Genomic DNA, 14,821 nt, shown 5'->3' on the forward strand with positions numbered 1-14,821 from the left:
CAGGCCGTAGCCCGACGGGCCGCCGTAGATGTGGGCGACCACCACAGCTGAGCCGTTGATAGATTTCAGGCCTTGCTGGACGACGTGCGCCGCATCGCCGGGCGGCTTGCGAGTCGGGACGTCGACGGTCTCTGTGCGCTACCAGGGTCTCTGTGCGCTACCAGCGGCGGTCGATACCGGCATCACCTTTCCCCGTCACCACGAAGTGCACGATGAACAAGGCCAGGCTGGTGGCCCCATCGGCAGCCACGGCGATCAACTTTCAAAGGTCGTAGCGAACGGGCGACCTACCGACAATCCAGACTATAAAACTAATCGGACACTGTGTCCAACGTAGCGTCCAGCAAGGAAAGCGCCCGTGCCAAGAGGCCAGCTTCGAGCCAGGACATCAAATGCAGCTCGAGCCCCGGAAAGCCGTGTGAACGACGCAACGCCTCGGGCATGTCACGGCGGCGCATGAGCCATGCCCAACCGCACCGAAACCGTGAACACCTCCCCATCGGTCGCGCTGTGGAGGTGGCCAGCGGTGAGTCCCCCGCGTGCGCGCCGTCTCCTTGCCACCAGTCCGTAGAGTTGATTGCGGCTGGTAACAATGACGAGGCGGCCGGGGCCTCCCGGCAGCAGGGGGTACGGCCAGTGTGGTCGTCCCGATGCCCGCCATACCGCCGATCACACTGATCACCAGCGTCGACGGGCGCTCACCGATCGTCGGCAGCAAGCAACGGAGTCGGTCGAGTTCACCGTTACGTCCGGTGAATACCCCGCTGCCCGCAGGACGTTGAGCTGGCGTCACGGCGACGACGGTCTTCGGTCTTGACTCGCCGGGACCTGGCGTCCCCGTCTCGTTGTCCGAAACGGCGGCGTCCGCGCGGTGACTCGGCATGGAGCTGTACCGGCTCACCGTCCGACGAAGCACGGATTCCTGTGCGGCGCACAGTTCGGGTCCCGGGTCCGCCCCCAGATCATCGGCCAGCCGAGCGCGAACGGTCCGGTAGACATCGAGAGCCTCGGCCTGTTGGCCGGTGGCGGCGAGTAGTTCGATCAGTCCGGCGTGCAGTCCCTCGTCCAGTGGATGCTGTGCAGCGGCCCGCCGCAGGGGCGCCAGCACCCGTGCGGCGAGATCCGCTCCAGCGCCCAGGGCATGATTGGCAGCCTCCTTTACCGCTGCCAGGTGCTCCTGATCCACGGCTGTGAAGACCGGATGGGACCGCGTCTCGGATGTGATCCCCAGGGCTGTGGGACCACGCCACAGTGCGATGGCCTCGATCATCAATTCGGTGGCCTCACCTCGCTTGCCATCCTCCGCCAGCTGTCCCGCGTGCCGACGCAGAGCGCGAAAGCGCAGCAGGTCGAGGGCGTCTGGTTCCGCCTCCAGGCGGTAGCCGCCCGAGCCACGTACGAGCCGACGGGAATCGCCTCCGGCCCGCAGATCTGGTTCGAGCAGGCGGCGCAGCGACCCGATGTGGCGCTGGACGACGTTGACCGCTGTCGGGCGGATCCTGACCCCACAGGACATCCACGGTGTCCTGTACCGCCACCGGATGCCCTGCCTGCATCAGGAGCAGTGCCAACAGGCCGCGCTGCTTCGGTGTCCCGAGTTCCAGTTCCATGCCGCGGCGCCAGGCCCGAAGAGGGCCCAGAACAGCGAAACGCGTATGCACAAAGACTCCCGTGCCGACAACTGCACCATGTGTGACTGTTCCCGAATGCCCCCGCGGTACAGCAGAACGGACCTACGCCTCGTACGGTCGACGCTGGTCAGGGCTCATGGCGTGGGGGTCGACGGCACGACGCGGCGATCAGGGGACGCTCGCTCTGCAGGCGCACGACCTGAGGGGGTTCACCAACGATGCAGGTGCTTCGGGGCTTACGGTCTCCATCGAGCGTCCCCGCAGACGTGATGAGCCGCAGCCGTGCGCCTCAGGTTCGGGCTCACAGAGCAACGAGATACTACGACAGTCCATCGATGTTCCCTGCCACGGTCTCCGTCGGTGGGGCAACGAACGGAGGACCGTCAAGCGCAGCCGCCCGCGTCCGCACGAATTCGTCCGACCCCTGGGATCGGGTGATGCGGGCAGACTGGCGGCCGTCGTTGTGCGGGCGCACGTTCAACGCTCGATGGCATTTCTTGCCAAGGAAAGCAGGGTGGCGTCATCGACGAGAGACCCATCCCACATGGCCGTGAATCGGTTGATCTTCTGCCACCGGTCCAGTTCCAGCCCGACGATACCCCGCGGAACGGGTCCGTCCGAGGCCGTGAACTCGTACCCGCCGCCAAGCGCGTTGCCGAGGACATGCCGCACTCCAGTGCCTGGGCCGACGTAGGGAAGCAGTCCCATGGTGCTCGTCAGGTAGCTGCCGATACTCCGGGGGCCCACGATCCGCACGTGGGCCGGGGCGTCCTCGACGACGGCGTCCGGTGAGAAGAGCTGCGCCGCCGCCGCACCGTCGCCCTTGTGTAGGGCACCAGCCAGATCACGGACCACGCGTCGCATGACGGCTGAGGACGAACCAGCGACGGTGGACTCGCCGAAGTCCGAGGGGAACCGGTCCGCCGGCACCTGCAAGCCGGCCAGGTTGTCCACCCCGAAGTGACGTCCGTCCCAGTAGTCGACCTGGCGTGTGATCAAGCCCCTCTCGAAGTCGACGGCTCCGGCCAGCCGGAGTTCGGAGGGACCGAAGAGTCCGGCCGTGTCGGTGAAGAACACCACCGCACTGTGCAGGTCGCCGAGTATCCGGACCGGGTAGGACGCGCTGTCCCCCGGCCAACCGGGCATGTACTGCGCGAAGAAATCCTGGAGTTCCGTCCATGAGCCCAGGTTCCAGCCAAGGGTCGCGTCGATGTACGTGCAGGGCCGGCGCGCAAAGAAGGCCATGGTGCCCTCGAGATCCTGGGCGCTCTTGTGCTGGAAGAACCGTACGAGCCGCTCGGCGACGGCAGGGGTGGCGCGGGAGGCATCGACGGCAGTCTGCACGCCGCGAACCTGCCCAGCGTCTCGGTCTCTCCCCGTCGCGGCGGAGGCGGCCCCCGTCAGGAGCAGGCTCGCTGCAAGCCCCGCACTCCCGCCAAGGGCTCCGGCGCGCAGAAGGCGGCGCCGTGTGGTTACGCTGCCGGCCGTTGTGTGGTCGTTCATGGGCACTCCAGAAGTGATTGCATGGTGAGCTGCACAGGCATGCGAGTGAGTCCGTCCGGCCGGGGCGTCACCGGTCCGGAGCGGCGCCGCCGATCTTTCTTGCGTCGTCGTCCCGGCGCCACTGGACCTTCGGCGTAGGACTTCGGACGGGCAGGACCGAAGGGCCACACCTACGGCTGCCCACGGCCGATACCGACCTTGGTGTCCATGCCTGGTCCTGCCTCCAGACGGGCCGCGGCCACTGCAAGAGCTGCTGACTCCCCGGGCGGCTGGCTGCCGGGGCGAAGACCCACTGGCCACCGGGTCTGCTGCTCGGTTGCCGCACGTGCCGGACGCTCACGCAAGACACGTGGACGACGAAGCATGGCTCGCCGCACGGCGCTCTCATAACCTCGGCAAGGAGTAGCGGCGTCATCCGGTCCTCCGTGGTCCCTCACACCCGCACGTGCAGGTATCGCAGGCCGGACGTGGGTTCCCGTTTACGTACGGGGCGCAGCGCACCCGTTGTACATCTCTTCATCAAAGGCTGAACCATGACCACCGCAGCACAAGGCAAGCCAGCGATCCTGCTCGTCCACGGTGCCTGGCACGGCGCCTGGTGCTGGGAGAAGCTAGTCCCTGAGCTCACCGCCAAGGGATGGCACGTCATCGCCGTAGATCTGCCGAGCGCTTCAGCCGAGCCCGACAACACCGCCGGAATGTACGACGACGCCCGCGTCGTTCGCGCGTGCCTGGACAGCATCGACGGGCCGGTGACCATTGTCGCCCATTCCTACGGAGGCGTGCCCGCTACGCAGGCCGTCGCCGATGCCACCAATGTGGACCGCATTGTGTATCTCTCCGCGTTTCAGTTGGACGAGGGTGAGTCCCTCGCTGGCCTGAGCGGAGGACAGATTCCGAGCAGTGACACCGGTACACTCCCTGTCCCCGCGGAACCGTCGAAACACCTCTACAGCGGTGCCGCTGCGGAGGACGCCGATCGCGCCGCAAAGCGGCTGGTGCCTCAGACCATGAAGTCATTCAGCGAGCCGCTCACATCAACGGCGTGGAAAACAGTGTCCTCCAGCTACATCATCTGTGAGCAGGACGAGATTCTCCCGCCTGCGTTCCAGGAAGCGATGTCGGCCCGTTCCGGCCGCTCGTACCGGCTGTCCTGCGGCCACTCCCCCTTCCTGTCTATGCCTGCCGAACTGGCCGGGTTGATCACCACCGACGCCGGCCGCTAGGGGCCCGGCCCACCGTTCTCCCCCGCGACTGTGGCCCGCAGGCGATCGTCCGGGGGTGGTCGCTGCCCTCTATTTCCTGCAGTCGGACCGTGGTCAGCAGAACCAGCCGTCGGGTCCCAGCCGGGGCGGTTGACCATACGCCCGACCGCTCTGTTTGCGCCCACCGTGCAGGTCTGGCCGGTGTGGAGGGTGCCGATGCAGGTGCCGCCCGGATCCGTGCGCACGAACAGGTCTTTGGACCATCGCTCGCCTAAGCAAGGGCGGTGGTCCGCCCGAGGCCGCAGGCGGTCAGTGCTGGGAAGCTTGCGACAGTTGGCGCTCACTCGCCATTTCGCCGTCCGGCGGTGCCGTGGCCGGATGCTGCCGTTGTCGGGGGCTCAGCGTCGGCCTCAGAGGCGGAAGGCTCCCGCGTTGGATACAGCAGACGCGTCTCGCCAGCTAAGGCGCCGATGCCGTCCCACAGCATCGGACACCGAGGCCGGTACGCACGGCACAGACCGCAGACCGTTCTCCGCACTGGCGGGGCCCACTCCCGCTAGATGTGGCAACTCCAAGCGCGGGGTCTCTTCATCGGGGACCGGACCATGACGGTCAGGATGCCCAACGACCGCGTTGGCACCATGTTCGGCATCCGCGCCGATGGCATGCTCCCGGCGGACGAGGGCGAACCACGGGGATGTACGGGAAAGTTGCCGTTGACGCACGAGAGGATCGACCATGACCACCCCTGCGCTGCCGAGCACTTGGGATACGAATGACTTCCTGCACGTTGAGCCCAGTGGCCTCGATGTGCTGGAGCAGGAGACCTGGCATGCGTACCGCGATGCCACGGCGCTGATTGAGGACATCCTGGACCACCAGATGCAGCGCTCGGCGGGGGTGCCGCACCTGTACTACCAGATACTCGTGCGACTGTCGCAGGCCCCTGTTCGCCAGCTGCGCATGCTGGACCTGGCAGTCAACACCAAAATCACCCGGCCTCGGCTCACACATGCCGTCGAGCGGCTGGAGAAGCTCGGCTGGGTGCGCCGCGACGTGTGCCGCACCGACAAGCGCGGCCGGATCGCGGTCCTGACCGACAAGGGATGCGAGGTATTGCAGCGAGCCACTCCTGGGCATGTTGCAGCCCTGCAGTACGGAATCTTCGATCGCCTCACGCCTGAGCAGGCCGCGCAGTTCGGCGAGTTGTGCCGGATCATCGCGCAAGGGCTTGAGTCGGCCGGCGGCGGGGGTGGGTTGCCCTGGCAGCGGCGGTGAGCCACCGTAGCGACCCGCTCACTACCTGGAAGGGCATGTCGGTGACTGGTGCAGCTGCTGAGGCGTCGGCCAGCTGTCGATGTGGGTGATTTCAGCGGCTGATACGAAGTGGATCGAGCCGTTCTCCGAGGTGAGTGTGTCGCAGCGAGTTACTGGTGGCGCTGGTTCGCCGTCGTGGTTGTGATTGCAGCGGGGCCGGCCGTGGGGCTTGCGGCTGGCGGACCGGGTACTGCCCGTGGCCACATGCTGGTGCACGAACCTTAGGTGGCGGCAGGGCTCTGCCTTCACGTAGCGGAGCACGACGTCGACGATGCTCGCATTGGCGCGGCCCTCGCGCAGCGTGGCAACGAACTCTCATTCCCGGAGTTCGCCACCAAAGACGTCTAACGCTCTCTCACACTTCCGCAACACTCTCGTGCGTTCTTGCGCACAGGTACGAGGCAATGCGGCGGGCTGCAGGTGAGGCCGCCAGACCGGCAGGCAGTACCAGGGCCAGTTCGCGTTCGATCTCCGCGCCCGCCAGTGGAATGAGACGGAGGGTCTGCCCCGATTCCTCGTCGGTGGTGCCGACCTGGCTCGGGGGGGCTAGAGCGATGCCGAGTCCGGCACGGACCAGGTCGAGCAGAAGCCGCCAATCGGCGACTTCGCAGGCGATGCGCCTGGTCAAGCCGGCTGCGGCGAAGGCTCTGTCGGTGCGGTGGCGGGTTGTCCAGGTGGGGTCGGTCTCGACGAAGGGCTCACGTGCCAGTCGGCGCAGGGTGACTGACTGCGTCCCAGCCAGGGGGTGCCCGGCCGGGACTGCCGCCATGAGACGCTCGGAAACCATGGGCAGGACCTGCAACCCGGACGGGGAGCTGTCCAGCGGGTCGAGCAGAGCGCAGTCGAGGCGGCCGTCGGCCACCATCTGTGTCATGGCCGGTCCGCCGGTCTGCCGCACCGTGATCTCCAGCGCTGGATGGGCACGGGCGAACCCGGCCAACCATGTCGGGAGTGGCAGGAAGTTGGGGTTGACTGGGTAGGTTCCGATGCGCAGGTGACCGGACAGCAGGCCCCGTACGTCCTGAACGGCTTGGCGGGCTGCGGCGGCGGACTCCAGGGTGTGGCGGGCGACAGGCAGCAGGGCTTGGCCCTCGGCGGTCAGCCGCACGGGGCGGCTGCCGCGTACAAACAGCTCGGCTCCCACTTCCTTTTCCAGAGCGCGCACGGATGAGGAGAGGCCTGACTGGACGATCAGCTCCCGGGCAGCCGCGTGCGTGAAGCTGCCCTCCTCGGCGAGAGCCACGAAGTGCCGCAGATGACGGAGTTCCATGGAGACATCATCTCCCAGAGAGATGAACTGTATCTCTACCTGCTGCCTCAGAGCGGAAATGGCATTGGCGCCAGAAGAGGTTGAGAGCAGGTGTACCGACCAGTCTCGGTCGGCACAGCTCGTGTTTCTGTTGTTTCCCGTACCAGCGGAAAGTAGTTTCCGATGCCCTTCCTTTCGGTCCGCGGTCCTGGTCTGGAGACCACGGCACCAGGTCCAGCCGCGCCGACGCGCAGCTTCTGGATCGTGGCCTTCGCCTTCGCCGCACTTATGGCCTTCGGCACGCTGCCGACGCCTCTGTGGCCGTTGTTCGCCGCCCGCGATGATTTCGGCTCCACGATGGTCACTGTGGCCTTTGCAGCGATGGTTGTCGGCGCCGCCGCAAGCTTCCTGCTGCTGGGACACCTCTCTGACCGTCTCGGGCGCCGGCGCATCATCGTCCCGGCGCTGCTCACCTCGGCCACCGCCGCTCTGCTGCTGGTGGTGTGGCACGGCACGGCTGGCCTGCTGATCGCCCGCGTGGTGACAGGGCTCGGGACGGGGCTGATGGCCTCGACTGCCACGGCCTACCTGAGCGACCTCTACGTCCGGTCCCACCCGGAGCGGGCGGGCTCGCCTGTGCCCGGGCTGGTGGCCGCCGTCGCCAACCTTGGCGGACTGGCCCTGGGTCCGCTGGCCGCCGGGGCACTGGCACAGTGGGCGCCCGCACCACTGACGACCCCATTCGTACTGTTCGGCGTCGTGCTGGTCGTACTGTCGGTTCTGGTGCTGACCGGCCCAGAGACCGTGGACCGGCAAGCGGCGGGGGCGGTGCCCGCCCGCTTCGGGCTGCGTCCGGGAGGCGGCACGGCCTTCGCCGCCGCAGCCGGTATCGGCTTCTTCTCGTTCGCTGTGATGGGCTTCTTCTCCTCGCTGGGCGCGGTGATGGTCCGCGGCGTGCTGGGGATCTCCTCACCGTTCATCGCGGGCCTCGCCCCCTTCGCAGTGTTCGCGGCCTCTGCAGGGGCCCAACTGGCGCTGGCCCGACTGTCCGCTCCCCGGATGTTGATGACCGGCACAGTGCTCTTCCCGGTCGGCCTCGCCCTGACCGCTCTCGCACTCTTCCACCCGGCACTGGCACTCTTCCTCACCGCCGCGGCGATCACCGGCGCCGGAGCAGGACTGCTGTTCAAGGCATCCGTGGGCCAGAGCGTGGCAGCAGCCCTCCCCTCGTCCCGGGCAGGCGTGCTCGCAGTGTTTTTCGCCATCGCCTACGCCGGCATGGGGCTGCCCTCGATCGGTTTCAGCCTCGTCTCCCACCAGCTAGGGCTGCGCCCGTCGATGATCGGCTTTGCCGCTGCCCTCTCCTTGGGTGCTCTGACCTCGGTCATCGCCTCGCGCCGGCTCGAGGCGCCTGCGGGCGGAAGACACCGGGCTACGACGGCGTAACCCGCGTCCCCGCACCGACCGGCCGCGCATTCCACTCACACATCATCTCCGCCATAAGGAAGAACCACTGATCATGACCACAGACACCTCGCCCGCCACCGACTCCACGCACCGAGACGCCGCGCACCCACAGGACCTCAGGCCCGGCCGCCCCGTCGTCTTCCGTCACGCTACGGTGCTGACCGTGGATTCCCATGGCGTCATCGAGAACGGGGACGTACTGGTCATAGGAGACCGCATCGAGGCGATCGGCCGCGACCTGACCGTTCCCGAGGGGACGGTCGAGGTTGACGCCACCGGCGGCATCCTGATGCCCGGCATGATCGACTCCCACCGTCACATGTACCAGACAGCACTGCGCGGCATCGGCGCCGACTGGACTCTCAGCCAGTACTTCGTCTTCTGCTACCTCAACTGGGGTCGGCTCTTCCGGCCTCAGGACGTCTACGCAGGCAACCTCCTCGCCGCCGTCGAGGCACTCGACGCCGGTGTGACGACCACGCTGGACTGGTCACATGGGTTGCAGACGCTGGACCATGCCGACGCAGCAGTGGACGCCCTCCAAGCGACGCCCGGCCGCTTCGTGTTGGCCTATGGGAACCTGCTCGGAGCGCCTTGGGAATGGGCCACCAGCGCCGACTTCAAAGCATTCGCAAATCGCCGATTCACTCCGGGCAACGACATGCTCGGCCTGCAACTGGCCTTCGATGTCACGGCCGACCCATCCTTCCCCGAGCGGAAGGCATTCGAAGTGGCACGCGACCTGGGTCTGCGCGTGACCACGCATGCCGGTGTGTGGGGCGCCACCACTGACGACAGCATTCGCCTGATGTGGGAAAACGGCTTCATGACCCCCGACGTCACCTACGTCCACGCCACATCGCTCTCCCCGGATTCCTACCACCGGATCGCGGCGACCGGCGGGAGTGTCTCCGTCTCCTCCGAGAGCGAGCTCAACGCGGGCCAGGGCTACCCGCCCACCTGGCAGCTACGCAAGCACGACATACCGGTGTCCCTGTCCATGGATTCCAGCATGTGGTGGAGCGCCGACCTGTTCTCCGCAATGCGCTCCACTCTGAGCTCCGACCGGGCACGGGAGCACTTGGCAGCCCACAGCCGCGACGAGACCATCGTGCACAACCACCTGCGCGCCGAGGACGTCGTACGTTGGGCCACATGGGCGGTGCGCAGGCCCTCGGCCTCGATTCGGTGATCGGCAGCATCACACCAGGAAAGAAGGCTGACCTCGTCCTGATCAAGAACGACCGGTCACCCGCCATGCACCCGATCATCCACCCCTATGGGCACGTCGTCTTCCAAGCCGGCCGCGGGGACGTCCACACCGTCATGGTCAACGGAAAGATCGTCAAGTACGACCATGCGTTGCTCCACGACACCCTCACCACCGCCCGCACGGCCACAGCGGAGACCGTCGAGCACTTCCGCACCACCATGGGTGAGAAGGAGTGGCAGGCGGCCCGCGAGCCTGAACTCCCCCACAGCGAGCGAATCTCCAACCCCTACACCTACACCTCATGGGATGGCGGCGACGACCGCCACCAGCCGGAGGTGTAGTGCCGCACTCATGAGGTGACATAGCGGAGGCCAGGCTATGACCGAGCTACGGCACCACGGGAACCTGCGAGTGCCGTAGGGGGCCGGTGGCGAGGGCGGTCCTGCCCCCGCCACCGGTCCGCCGGTCTGTTCGAGAGGGTTGCAGGTAAGAGCGACCCTCTCGTGTTCGATCACACCTCGGACAACAGTCCTTGCGAGACAGCCTCCCCGAGACCATCCGTGCAGGAGCAGGCCCCCAAACACAAAAACAAGACACTCGCACTGCCTGCACATGCCTGATCACAACACCGACCCCGACTCAACACAGCCTCACGCCACCACGTGCGAGGTCGTCAGCGCGACTGTCCCGGACCGCCGCATCGTGCAGCGGTCCAGGACTGTCTTGGAGGTTGGCTTACTTGCCGGGGCCGGGGTCGGTCGGTGCGTGCAGCGCCTCGCGCAGAGTCGCAGTCGTCTGGGTGACGGCCTCCTTGGCGGCCTGGGTGCCGGCCAGTGCGTTGAGCATCATGAAGTCGTGGGTGACCCCGCTGTGGTGGGACGAGGTGACCGGGACGCCGGCTGCGCGGAGCTTGGCGGCATAGGCGTTGGCCGCGTCCACGAGAACATCGGAGTCGGTGATCATCAGGGCGGGCGGCAGGCCGCGCAGTTGGTCGACGGTGGCGTGCAGCGGGGAGGCCAGCGGATTGCTGCGGTCGGCCTCGCGGGGCGCATAGGCGTCCCAGAACCACTTCATGGCGGGCCGCGTGAGCCAGCAGTTCTCGGCGAAGCGGTTGTAGGAGGCGGTGTCGAAGTCGGCGTCTGTGACGGGGTACAGCATGACCTGCTGCTTGAAGTGGGGGCCACCGCGCTGCTTGGCCATCATGGTGACGGCCGCGGTCATGTCTCCACCCACCGAGTCGCCGGCGACTGCCAGCCGGCTGGGGTCGACGCCGATCTCACCGCCGTGATCGGCCACCCACTTGGCCACGGTGTACGCCTGCTCGACCGGGACGGGGAACTGGGCCTCGGGGGAGGGGGTGTAGTCGACGAAGACGACAGCGGCACGAGCGCCGTCGGCGATCTGGCGGACGAGGCGCTCGTGGGTCATGAAGTTGCCCAGTACCCAGCCGCCGCCGTGGATGTACACGACGGCGGGCAGATCGCCCTGGACACCCTCGGGGCGGACGACGTGAATGGACACCGGACCGGTCGGACCACCGGGCACGGTCCGCTCACTGATCTGCGCGGGCAGCATGTCCACGGGACCTGCCTGCAGCTTGTTCAGCACTTCCCGGGCATCCTTGTACGACTGCTCGTACAGCGGGGTGCCGCCGGCCGCCGCGAGCGTGTCGAGGAAGTCCTGATCGACCTTTTCCAGCTTCACCGGCGGATCACCGCAGGGCACGTACCCGGCCTGGACCTGTTTGGCCCCAGCGGCCACGGCCCGGCTGCTGTCGGCGGCGCGGTCGCCGTGGCCGGCGCAGGCACTGAGCGTTGCGCTGGTGGCCACCAGGAGCGCGGCCATGGTGCCGTAGCGGGTGTTGCGGGCTATCGGACGTCGTTGCGAGGATGTCATGTCTGCGGATTCCCAACGTGATCGTAGGTCCCCTGGGTCAGCCTGTTGGCGCCCTGGGGCACCGACCAGCCGGGTTGGGCTGCTGGAGTGTCCTGGCGCGGTACGTATGAAGATCAGGCGGAGGAAGTCAGCCGGTCCCGTTCGTGCAGCACGTACAGGGCGGACCGGGACAGGTGAAGTCCGTCGGCCGCTTCTCAGGACGACGTGGGAGCCTGCGGGCGATGCGGCTCCTGTGGCAGCCCTGCGAGCGTAGCGCCCCGTTGCAGCACGTCGCGGAGCATGGCCGGGGTCAGGGTCCGGGTGGACATGTTGCGCTGGCTGGGGTGGAATCCGCCGATCAAGTGCACCCGCCGTTCACCGCCGATGTCGGTGAGGAGGACTTCGGCGCCGTGACCGAAGGCCGGGCGGGGGCGAGGCAGCTGCCAGCCTGAACCCGTCAGCACGGGCAGCAGTGCCTGCCAGGCAAAGCCGCCGAGTACCACGACAGCCCGCAGCGTCGGTTGCAAAAGTTCAAGTTCGCGAATGAGCCACGGGCGGCAGGTGTCGCGCTCGGTGGTGGTGGGCTGATTTCCGGGCGGCGCGCAGTGGACCGGCATGGTGATCCGCACGCCGTACAGTTCCATGCCGTCACCACGGTGGGTGGCGGTCGGCTGGGAGGCCAGGCCGAGGTCGTACAGGGCGGCGTACAGCGCATCGCCGGACGGGTCGCCGGTGAAGATCCGCCCGGTGCGGTTGCCGCCGTGCGCGGCCGGTGCCAGACCGACGATGGCCAGCGGCGCGTTCGCCGGGCCGAATCCGGGCACGGGACGAGCCCAGTACTCCCAGTCTCGGAACGCCCGGCGCTTGACCCGGGCGACCTCTTCCCGCCAGGCGACCAGGCGCGGGCAGGCGCGGCAGGTGGCCACGGCGGTGTCCAGTCCGCTCACGTCACGCATCCAGGGTGCGGTCGCGGCCGGGAAGTGCTCTGCCTCCGGGGTGGCAGGGCCGGTGTCGCGCAATGGCGTTCTCCTCTCCTGCGGGCTGAGGGCGCCGGCGCCGGCCGCGGGTCTCCGGTCGGCCCACCCGTCCGGCGGTAAAATCGGCTGAGCCGAGCACATCCGCTCCCCCAGGGGGCTATCCGCCGGTCCCGGGGCGGGGCGGCCGATCGATCCGAAGGGTGCCGTCATGGCCGAACAGATCACCTATCGCCGAGTCTACGAGGAGACCGCGCCCAAGGAGGGCAAGCGGGTGCTCGTCGACCGGGTCTGGCCGCGCGGCATGCGCAAGGAGGACGCGCACCTGGACCAGTGGCTGCGTGACGTCGCCCCGTCGACCGAACTGCGCAAGTGGTACGGCCATGAGCCCAGCCGCTTCACCGAGTTCCGTCGCCGCTACCGTGCCGAACTACGCGACGCCGGACACCGCGAGGCGGCCGAACAGCTACGTGACCTCGCGGCGCACGACAAGCTCATGCTGTTGACCGCCACCAAGGACGTCGACCACAGCCAGGCCGCTGTTCTGGCCGAGTGGCTGACCAAGAAGCGGTGACGAACACGAGCGTGCACAGGGACGGCGAGCTGCGGAATTGATCGTCGACGGTGGCAGCGGCGCAGCGCACGTCCGTGCGGCGCTGTACCGTCGGCGCGACCTCCACCGACTCACACCCGGACCTCGTGGCGCTGGTACGTCGGCCGCCGGGACGAATCCCTTCCCCCGTGTGACGCCATGCTGGCGGATCCTGCACCGCCCGTAGACGTGAGGAGGTAGCGCATCCGTGAACACGATGGCTCACTGCGGATCGCGTCCGCCTCTAGGGCCTGTGTCGGAAGTGCTCTAGGTTGGCTGACGTGAGTGCGCGGGGGCGGAGTTACAGATATGTCGGACCGGTCGAGCTGAAGACTGCGGTCCGTCCTGGTGGCGGCGGGTGCAGGATCAGCTCGGCGGCTGACTTCGACAGCTGGATCGCTGAGCGATCGGCGGCGGAGCTGGCCGAACCGTTCACCTTCGTGGTCGGTATGGACGGTGTACTTCGACTGGCGCCGCGACGAAGCGAGCACGTGGCCTGTGCCGGCGGAGACATGGTTCTGAGTGCCGGCGAGATCAGCTTCACCCGTGAGGCAGATCAGTGGGTCGTGAGTGAGGTCACCAACCAGTCCACCGGATACTGCCCGGACATCGCCTCCTGGTCGGAAGTCGCCCGTGCTCTGGACGACGTGGAGCTCGTGCGGCCCTCCGGCTTCACCCACGAGGTGGTGTTCCGGCGGTGCCCCGACTGCCAGGAACACAACATCGTGCGCGAGGACGACTTCGTCTGCGTCTTCTGCGGCAGCGATCTGCCTACGGCGTGGAACGTGGATCCCACCGCGTGACGGCCGAGGGTCACAGCCACTCGTTGATGGCAGCGACAAGGACGGTCGCCTCGTAGCGGACCGCGAGCTTGTCATATCGCGTGGCAACGGCGCGGTATCTCTTGAGGCGGTTGATCCCGCACTCGACCGCGTGACGCTCCCGGTAGTCGACCGGGTCGAAGTGCGGCGGTCGACCGCCACGGGATCCAAGCTTCTGGCGGTTGCGCGCCTGGTCGGCCTTGTCAGGGATGGTGCAGCGGATCCCGCGGCGGCGCAGGTAGGCGCGGTTCCTGCGGGAGGCGTACGCCTTGTCAGCCCGCACTCGATCGGGACGGACGCGCGGCCGGCCCGGCCCGATCCGGGGCACACGGACCTTTGCCAGCACGGGTTCGAACTGCGGCGAGTCCCCGCGTTGTCCTGCCGTGACCACGATCGACATGGGCTTTTGGCCCTGCTCGACGGCAAGGTGCAGCTTGGTGGTGAACCCGCCGCGCGAGCGTCCCAGCCCGTGATCACCGGGCTCGGTGAACACGCCACCCGGCGGTTCCTTCTGTAGCTCGCCCTGCCTGCGAGCCCCGGCAGCATGCTGGTGGGCGCGGCAGACCGTGGAGTCGACGCTCAGGTCCCACGTGATCGAACCCTTCGCGTCGGCCAGAGACTGGAGCCGGGTGAGGATCCGGTGCCAGGTGCCGTTCCGCTGCCATCGGCGAAACAGGTCGTAGATCCGTCCCCACGGTCCGTACTCGACGGGTACGTCCCGCCACGGCACACCGGTCCGGACCCGGAACCGTATGCCGTCGATCAGCTGCCGCCGAGGCCAGACGGGCGGCCGTCCCGACTTTGTCCCCTTCGGCAACAACGGCTCCAGCGCCGCCCACTGCTCGTCCGTGAGATCTCCCCGCCCCATGAACCGTGATCATTCATCGCTCAAGATCCACTTTCGACACACGGCCTAGCCGGATACGGCAACCTGGCGCACTGGCCCCACCCGTCAAGCTGACGAACGCTCACTG

General features: G+C 67.6%; 11 protein-coding genes and 2 pseudogenes. 7 read left to right on the forward strand and 6 right to left on the reverse strand.

The features are described 5' to 3' along the window. Positions 1 to 388: 388 nt before the first annotated feature. Both OG963_RS01265 and OG963_RS01270 read right to left on the reverse strand, forming a co-directional pair. Entirely contained in the window at positions 389 to 1,516 is a 1,128-nt protein-coding gene (locus tag OG963_RS01265; RefSeq protein ID WP_371798179.1) for a BTAD domain-containing putative transcriptional regulator, read from the reverse strand. A gap of 592 nt (positions 1,517 to 2,108) precedes the next feature. Beyond that, positions 2,109 to 2,975, reverse strand: a complete 867-nt coding sequence (locus OG963_RS01270) for a hypothetical protein (RefSeq protein ID WP_319741015.1) — start codon at positions 2,973 to 2,975, stop codon at positions 2,109 to 2,111. Between the two features lie 692 nt (positions 2,976 to 3,667). Here OG963_RS01270 and OG963_RS01275 point away from each other — a divergent pair. The 3 genes and pseudogenes from OG963_RS01275 to OG963_RS01285 all read left to right on the forward strand — a co-directional run. After that, positions 3,668 to 4,360, forward strand: coding sequence for an alpha/beta hydrolase (locus OG963_RS01275; RefSeq protein WP_319741014.1), 693 nt, complete (start codon positions 3,668 to 3,670; stop codon positions 4,358 to 4,360). Between the two features lie 717 nt (positions 4,361 to 5,077). Next, positions 5,078 to 5,617, forward strand: coding sequence for a MarR family transcriptional regulator (locus tag OG963_RS01280; protein WP_319741013.1), 540 nt, complete (start codon positions 5,078 to 5,080; stop codon positions 5,615 to 5,617). Between the two features lie 79 nt (positions 5,618 to 5,696). Further along, positions 5,697 to 5,891: pseudogene (locus tag OG963_RS01285) on the forward strand (IS5/IS1182 family transposase); the annotation flags it as partial. Between the two features lie 120 nt (positions 5,892 to 6,011). Here the strand turns inward: OG963_RS01285 and OG963_RS01290 are convergent. After that, positions 6,012 to 6,926, reverse strand: coding sequence for a LysR family transcriptional regulator (locus tag OG963_RS01290; protein ID WP_352307135.1), 915 nt, complete (start codon positions 6,924 to 6,926; stop codon positions 6,012 to 6,014). Between the two features lie 162 nt (positions 6,927 to 7,088). Between OG963_RS01290 and OG963_RS01295 the strand changes: the two genes are divergently transcribed. Together OG963_RS01295 and OG963_RS01300 are read left to right on the forward strand one after the other, a co-directional pair. Further along, entirely contained in the window at positions 7,089 to 8,351 is a 1,263-nt protein-coding gene (locus OG963_RS01295) for an MFS transporter (RefSeq protein WP_319741011.1), read from the forward strand. A 340-nt stretch (positions 8,352 to 8,691) separates the two neighbouring features. Continuing rightward, positions 8,692 to 9,926: pseudogene (locus OG963_RS01300) on the forward strand (amidohydrolase family protein). A gap of 394 nt (positions 9,927 to 10,320) precedes the next feature. Here the strand turns inward: OG963_RS01300 and OG963_RS01305 are convergent. Both OG963_RS01305 and OG963_RS01310 read right to left on the reverse strand, forming a co-directional pair. Next, positions 10,321 to 11,481, reverse strand: coding sequence for an alpha/beta hydrolase (locus OG963_RS01305; protein WP_371798180.1), 1,161 nt, complete (start codon positions 11,479 to 11,481; stop codon positions 10,321 to 10,323). Positions 11,482 to 11,675: 194 nt separating this feature from the next. Further along, entirely contained in the window at positions 11,676 to 12,416 is a 741-nt protein-coding gene (locus OG963_RS01310) for a uracil-DNA glycosylase (protein ID WP_319741042.1), read from the reverse strand. A 229-nt stretch (positions 12,417 to 12,645) separates the two neighbouring features. On the opposite strand from OG963_RS01310, the gene OG963_RS01315 reads away from it, so the two are divergent. Together OG963_RS01315 and OG963_RS01320 are read left to right on the forward strand one after the other, a co-directional pair. Continuing rightward, the gene (locus tag OG963_RS01315; protein WP_319741008.1) at positions 12,646 to 13,008 is read left to right on the forward strand and encodes a DUF488 family protein; all 363 of its coding nucleotides are present in this window, start codon (positions 12,646 to 12,648) and stop codon (positions 13,006 to 13,008) included. A 299-nt stretch (positions 13,009 to 13,307) separates the two neighbouring features. Next, positions 13,308 to 13,829: a hypothetical protein gene (locus OG963_RS01320; protein WP_319741530.1), complete on the forward strand. Its 522-nt coding sequence runs from the start codon at positions 13,308 to 13,310 to the stop codon at positions 13,827 to 13,829. A 10-nt stretch (positions 13,830 to 13,839) separates the two neighbouring features. Here OG963_RS01320 and OG963_RS01325 read toward each other — a convergent pair whose 3' ends face one another. Beyond that, positions 13,840 to 14,715 carry an IS5 family transposase gene (locus tag OG963_RS01325; protein ID WP_319741529.1) on the reverse strand — a complete coding sequence of 292 codons (876 nt, stop codon included), beginning with the start codon at positions 14,713 to 14,715 and terminating at the stop codon, positions 13,840 to 13,842. Positions 14,716 to 14,821 lie beyond the last annotated feature (106 nt).

The sequence above is a fragment of the Streptomyces sp. NBC_01707 genome, assembly GCF_041438805.1.
Taxonomy (GTDB): Bacteria; Actinomycetota; Actinomycetes; order Streptomycetales; family Streptomycetaceae; genus Streptomyces.